Genomic DNA, 3,514 nt, shown 5'->3' on the forward strand with positions numbered 1-3,514 from the left:
CAAATCACCCGACGCCCTCATCGCCCTGGCCATGCTCAGCCTCGGCGGCCACAAACCAGTGCTCCCCGGCCGGGTTTAACCCACAGAAGCAGCAGGAGAGCCGAGATTTCGTCCGAATCGGTCCTTAAACCTTGGAAAACCTTCCTTGCTTCCAAAATCTCCGTCGAATTGGTTCATCGCCGGGCCTCGATGCCCGGTCGCGAGCCGAGACGCACCGGCCGTTCCCCGCCCGGGTTGGGTACCATATCTCATGGGCGATGGCGCGGCAGGGTCAGCGAAACGGGCAGCGGGCACGAGTGGGAGCACGGGCAGCCCACTCACAGGCGGCACGAGCGCCGGCACCGGCGCCGGACCGGCAACGTCGAGCGAACGGATGCGCCCGCGCGCCTCCTGGGGACTCGTCCCCGCCGCGCTGCTCTCCGCCTCCGCCGTGCTGCTGTTCGGGGCGCGCGAGCCGCTGCCCGGCTACGCGCTACTCGCCGCGGCCATCGGGCTCGCCTTCGCCATCGACCGGGCCCTGTTCAAGGATCTGCTCCTGATCGCGATCGGGCTGCTGATCATCAGCACCATCTCGGTCGAGGCCGACATCAGCTACCCGAATATGGCGCTGATGGGGACCGTGCTGACCGTCGCCGTGCTCGTGCCCTACCTGCTCTCCCGCTACGCGTTCGGCGACCACGCGATCCGGTTCCCGATCCGCACCGGCCAGCGCTGGACCTCCCTGGAACGCTGGTACCTGCCGCTTGTGCTGCTGCTGGGCTATCTGATTCTGCCGACCTATTTCATCCGTTCGGGCGCCTACCAGAACTGGCCGGCCGTGACCGCCCCCGACGAGATCGCCCGCCTGTTCGTGGGCGTCGGCTTCGTCGGCATCTGGGACGAACTCTTCTTTATCTGCACGGCGTTCGCCCTGCTCAGGCGTCATTTCCCCGACTGGCAGGCCAATCTCCTGCAGGCCGTGATCTTCACCTCGTTCCTGTGGGAACTGGGCTACCAGAGCTGGGGGCCGCTGATGACGTTCCCCTTCGCGCTGTTGCAGGGCTACACCTTCGCGCTCACCAAATCACTGACCTACGTGGTGATCGTGCACCTGCTCTTCGACGCGGTCGTCTTCCTCGTGATCGTGCACGCCCACACCCGCGACTGGCTGCCGATCTTCCTGTACTGAAGCTCAGGCGGCGCTCAGGCGGCGAGCCGGTCGACGGATGCCCCGGCCGCCGGACCTCGCGCCCTTGCAAGTTCGGCGCGGGCCGCCAATGCTGAGGGCATGTGGGCAGAAGGCGTCTGGGTGACACCGCTTCTGGTGGCGGTCGGCTGGGTCTTGGTAGGACTTGCGTCGGCGTTCGTGATGATCCGCCGCGGCCACGACGCCCCGATCTGGGTGGTTCTCGGTCTGGCTGCCGGCCCCTTCGCCATCGCGCTGGCCGGCCTGGCCGTCTACCTCGAGCGGGAGGAATTGGCCGAGGCGGCCGTGATTCCCGGGGAATCCCTCGAGGGAGACGTGCGGGTGCTCGTCTGCATCGACGGTTCCGAGGCCGCGGACCACGCCGCCGTCACGGTCGTGCTGCTCCTTGGGGCGAGGCTGCAGACCGTGACGCTGCTGACGGTGCTCGACTACGACGTCGCGCGCGACGTTTCCCCCGACAGGCTCGACCGCATCGCCGCCGGCATCCAGTCCGCCGCCGTCGGTCAGCTGGCCGACCTTGCGGTGCACCCGTTCAGCACCCGGGCCACCGGGGGCGCCACCGAGCAGATCCTGCGCCGGGCGGGCTCCGGCGCCTACGACCTCTTCGCGCTCGGCTCCCACCGGCAGCGCCGCTCGCGTTTCCTTGGCAGCGTGGCGCGGGAGATCGCCAACAAAGCCCCGATCCCGCTGCTGACCGTGCGAGCCGCCCCGGTCGAATCGATCGAATCGGCCGAGCGCGCCGCCCGCCTCGGCCTGACCATCGAGCCGGAGAGTTGACCGCCGTACGGAAGCCTGAATCGAAGCCTGAACCGAAAGCTGAACCGAGAGCTGAACCCCGGCTGAGAGTTCCCGCCGGCGCTTGTCCGCTCGCCACTCGCGATATATCGTGAATCTCAACAAGACGCGATATATCGTGAACAGGTGGTGAGCATCCGTTGCGCGGACGCCGCCCCCGAAAAGGAGAATTCCATGGCTTTGGAAAAATGGTTGGTCAGCCCCGGGCAGACCACGGTGATCGACATCGAGGTCGTTCGGGCGCTCAAGGTGGGCATGATCGGCGGAAAGATCGACGTGATCGGCCACGACGAGCCGGGCACTCGCATCGAGGTGCACAGCGTGACCGGCAAGGACCTCAAGATCTCGGTCGACGGCGACACGCTCGAGATCGACCACCCGCAGCTGCGCTGGGACAACTTCATCGAGGTCTTCGCATCGTTCCGCGGCACCGCGAAGGCAGACGTCAGCATCCTGGTCCCCCGCGGCGTGGCCCTGAAGCTCGGCGTGATCTCGGCCGAGGCCCTGATCTCGGGCCTCACGAACGGCGCCCGGCTGAGCACTGTGTCGGGCGACATCGTGGTTGACGGCGTCACCGGGGACCTGGAGCTCAACGCCGTGAACGGCGAGCTGTCGGTGCGCGGCCTCGAGGGCAGCATCATCGCCCACACGGTCTCCGGCGATTGCACGGCGAGCGGGGCCATCCGTCGCTTCAGTCTCGACGGGGTTAACAGCGAGGTGTTCCTCGACATCGAGGGCACGCCCGATTCCATCAACACGAACACGATCAGCGGCAGCCTCACCGTGCGCCTCGGCGCCGATGTGGCGACGCGCTACCGGCTGAACACCGTCTCGGGCACGCTGCAGCTGGACGACCAGACGATTCGCGGCACCTTCGGAAAGGGCTTCGAGTCCAGCACCGGCACACTCGAGGGCAGCTGGCTCGAGCTGCAGGCCAACTCGGTTTCGGGCGACATCACGGTGGTGCGTCGCAGCATCGAGCCTGCGTCCGCGGGCCCGGCCGGCGAACGAACAAACACCGAACCGGGCGACGCCCGCGCCAACGGGGAGGTCTGAGAATGACCCCCGTCTTCGCCCACGGCAGCCTTCGCCTCTACCTGCTCCGCCTGCTCGCCGAGCAGCCGCGGCACGGCTACGAACTGATCCAGGCGCTCAGCGACCGCTTCGGCGGAACGTACATCCCGAGCGCCGGCACGATCTACCCGCGCCTGGCCAAGCTTGAAGAGGAAGGACTCGTGACCAAATCGACGGATGGCCGCAAGACCGTCTACGAGATCACCGACGCCGGCCGCGCCGAACTCCAGGCCCGCCAGGGTGACCTGCACGACCTCGAGACCGAGGTCGCCGACTCCGTGAGGCGACTGGCCGACGACGTGCGGTCGGGAGTCAGCGAGGCGATGCGCAGTCTGCGCCTCGACCTGGCCTCCGCCAAGCGCCAGGCGGGGGATGCCCGCAGCGCACGCAAGGCCGGCACCGCCGCCGGCAATGCCGCGCGCACCGCGGTCGGGGCCGCCGCCGGCGCGGCAGCCGGCG

General features: G+C 68.1%; 4 protein-coding genes. All 4 read left to right on the forward strand.

What is annotated here, in order from left to right; all coding sequences use genetic code 11:
* Window positions 1–373 precede the first annotated feature (373 nt).
* Window positions 374–1,168 (forward strand): CPBP family intramembrane glutamic endopeptidase, encoded by a 795-nt coding sequence (locus E3O47_RS00670; protein ID WP_104169461.1) that lies wholly within the window; start codon window positions 374–376, stop codon window positions 1,166–1,168.
* A 120-nt stretch (window positions 1,169–1,288) separates the two neighbouring features.
* Complete coding sequence (locus E3O47_RS00675) at window positions 1,289–1,963, forward strand: universal stress protein (protein WP_166784999.1); 675 nt, start codon at window positions 1,289–1,291, stop codon at window positions 1,961–1,963.
* A gap of 192 nt (window positions 1,964–2,155) precedes the next feature.
* Window positions 2,156–3,037, forward strand: coding sequence for a DUF4097 family beta strand repeat-containing protein (locus E3O47_RS00680; RefSeq protein ID WP_166785294.1), 882 nt, complete (start codon window positions 2,156–2,158; stop codon window positions 3,035–3,037).
* A gap of 2 nt (window positions 3,038–3,039) precedes the next feature.
* Window positions 3,040–3,514: PadR family transcriptional regulator (locus E3O47_RS00685; RefSeq protein WP_134419315.1), on the forward strand; the 475-nt coding region annotated here is incomplete at its 3' end.

It is taken from the genome of Cryobacterium sp. TMT2-17-1, assembly GCF_004402765.1.
Classification (GTDB): Bacteria; Actinomycetota; Actinomycetes; order Actinomycetales; family Microbacteriaceae; genus Cryobacterium; species Cryobacterium sandaracinum.